Origin of the sequence: Companilactobacillus nantensis DSM 16982, from assembly GCF_001435815.1 — a bacterium.
Classification (GTDB): domain Bacteria; phylum Bacillota; class Bacilli; order Lactobacillales; family Lactobacillaceae; genus Companilactobacillus; species Companilactobacillus nantensis.
The window spans coordinates 1-441 of sequence record NZ_AZFV01000085.1; the positions used below are offsets into that span (position 1 = coordinate 1).

The 441-nt window shown below is 42.0% G+C and carries 1 protein-coding gene; it reads left to right on the forward strand.

What is annotated here, in order from left to right; translation table 11 throughout:
- A partial coding sequence (locus tag FD31_RS14250) for a hypothetical protein (RefSeq protein ID WP_201782120.1) occupies positions 1 to 441 on the forward strand: 441 nt, incomplete at both ends.

Below are 441 nucleotides of genomic sequence, written 5' to 3' on the forward strand. Positions count from 1 at the left end.
TCCTAGGTAAACCAGGAACATCGAAAGAACCAAGTATCACGGATCAATCAGAAACACCAAAACAACCAAGTATCACAGATCAACCAGGAACATCAAAAGAGCCAAATATCCCAGGTCCATCGGGACAACCAAATATTCCAGATTCATCAGAAACACCTGAAAAGCCAAATATCACGGGTCAACCAGGAACATCAAAAGAGCCAAATGTTCCAGGCCCATTAGAAACATCAGAAACGCCCAGTATCATGGGTCAACCAGGAACATCCAAAGAACCAAATATCCTAGGCCCATCAGGAACACCAGAACAACCAAGTATTTCAGGCCCATCAGAAACATCAGAGAATCCAAATATTCCAGGCCCATCAAAAACACCAAAACAACCAAGTATCTTAGAGCAATCAGGAACATCAGAACAAACAAATATCCCAAGTACATCAGAAA